Below are 2264 nucleotides of genomic sequence, written 5' to 3' on the forward strand. Positions count from 1 at the left end.
CCGAGCCGGACGCCGGCGCCTCCGGCGTCAGCCCGATGCGAAAGAGCGTGAACTGCAAGCCGAACTGCGCGGCGGGGTCGTGCAGGTCCTGGAGCTGCGCGGTGAGGTACCACCACTCGGTCTTGCTGCCGGGGTGCGACCAGTGGTCCTCGGGGAAGCGCCAAGTGTAGCTCGAGTCCGCGGGCTGCCAGGTAGCGGCCTGCGCGCTTGGCACTGCCCCCAGACATGCCGCCCCGAGCAGTGCGTGGAGGGCGAGAGGAATGCTCCGCAAGTCGCGCATGCCGGCACTATAGCATGATCGCTTCAGGTGCATGACTAGCCCGGAAGCTAAGGCAGCTCGTTTTGTACACGTGTACACTCAGCCTCGGCCCTTCGCGCGCTCCGCCCGACCTACACCTCGCGGCTCAGCTCCGTGGCCGGCGTGCGGCTCGCGCGCAGCGCAGGGTAGATACTGGCCGCCGCCGCCGCGAGCAGGATGAACGCGAGCTGCTGGAGGATCTCCGGCCCCGGCCAGGCGGCGCGGATCGTCCAGCCGAAGTAGGCGCGGTTGATGAGGAAGATGAGGATGGCCGCCAGGCCCGCACCGCCCGCGAGGCCGAGCAGCGAGCCCAGCACGCCGTAACCGATGCCCTCGCCGAGGAAGATGCCGAAGAGCTGCCGTCGCTCGGCGCCGAGGCAGCGGTAGAGCGCGAGCTCCGCCAGGCGCTCGCGGGCGAGGATGATCAAGGTGAGCGAGATGCCGCACACGGCGATCAGCAGCGCGAGCGCCTGGAGCAGGCGCGTGACGGCGAAGGTCTGGTCGAAGATGTCGAGGATCTCGGCGCGGAGCGTCCGGTCGCTGCGCAGGGAGAGCGGCGCGCCCGGGAAGGCGGCCTTGATGGCGTCGATCGTGGCCTCGGGCTCCACACCCGGCGCCAGGTACAGCGCCAGGTTGCTCGGCGCCCGCGGGCCGTAGAGCCGCGCGAGGGTGGCGGGGTGTAGCATCGCGCGCCCGCTCTCGCTGGAGTAGTCGAAGGTGATGGCCACCACGGCGAGGCGCGCCACGCCCGCAGGCGTGTGGAGCGCGAGCGAATCGCCGAGGCCGAGGCCTTCCTTGCGCGCCAGCGGCTCGCTGAGGCTGACCCCGCCCGCGGCGAGGCCCGCGATCATGCCCACGGGCGTGCCGCGGTAGAGCGGGATCACGCCGCCGCGCGCCTCGAGGTTCGGCGCCAGCCCCACCAGTCCCACCTGCCGCCCGCTGGGATAGGCCCGAGCGCGCACGTTGACCACGCGCTCGGCCGCGGCCACCCCGGGGAAGCGCGCGAGGCCTGCGACCAGCGCCGAGTCCAGCGTCGCCTCGCCCGCCGCGCGGGTCCAGGACTCGCCCGCCACGTAGATGTCCGCGCGCACCGTCTCGCCGATCCAGGTCTCCAGTGTGCGGCGAAAGCTGCCGATGAGGAGCGTCACCGCGATCAGCATGCTCACGGCCACCGCAAGCGCGGCGAGCGCGAAGGCGCTGGTGCCCAGGCGCAGGCCGAGGTTGCGCAGGCTGTAGGCGAAGCCGAGGCGCGCGACAGGCACGCGGGCGCAGAGGGCGCGCAGGAAGATCGGCGTGAAGAGCGGCAGCGCGGCGAGCAGCGCGGCGCCCAGCGCGAAGCCGCTCCAGCGCAGCGTGCGTCCGCCCGCGAACCACCAGCCGAGCGCAAGCGCGGCGAGCGCGAGCGCGGCCAGGGCCAGGCGCGGCGCGAGGCGGCTCGTGCGCTCGTGCAGCGTGAAGGGCGCGAGCAGGGCGCGCGGGTGGCGACGGCTCATGTCGAGCGCGGGCAGCAGCGCGCCGGCCAGCGCGCCGCCCACGCCGATCGCGGCCGCAAGCCAGGCCATCGAGGCCGGCAGCACCAGCCGCTCGATCTCGCTGAGCAGGTAGATGTTCGTGAGCGTCGCGCTCACGGTGGCCACGCCCTGCTTCGCCACCCACCAGCCCAGCGGCAGTCCCAGCGCCGTGCCGAAGGCGCCGAGCAGCGCCGCCTCGGCGAGGATGATCGCGAGCACCTGTGGCGCCGTGGCGCCGAGCGCGCGCAGCAAGCCGAACTCCGCGCGTCGCCGGACCAGCGCCGCCTGCACACTGCTATAGATGAGGAAGAGCCCGACGACGAGGCTGATCAGGCTGAGCGCCGTCAGGTTCAGGCGAAAGGCCGCGAGCAGGCCGGCCGCCTCGCGGCGGCGGCCGCCGGCGTCCAGGATCTCCACGCCGGGGCCCAGGCGCGCGGCGAGCGCCGCGGCCACCT

At 73.6% G+C, this 2264-nt stretch carries 2 protein-coding genes; both read right to left on the reverse strand.

Annotated elements, in window-relative coordinates; all coding sequences use genetic code 11:
- A partial coding sequence (locus tag FJ251_15595; protein ID MBM4119127.1) for a hypothetical protein occupies window positions 1-313 on the reverse strand: 313 nt, incomplete at its 3' end.
- Between the two features lie 77 nt (window positions 314-390).
- Window positions 391-2264: ABC transporter permease (locus FJ251_15600; GenBank protein ID MBM4119128.1), on the reverse strand; the 1874-nt coding region annotated here is incomplete at its 5' end.

This window comes from bacterium, from assembly GCA_016873475.1.
Classification (GTDB): Bacteria; Krumholzibacteriota; Krumholzibacteriia; order JACNKJ01; family JACNKJ01; genus VGXI01.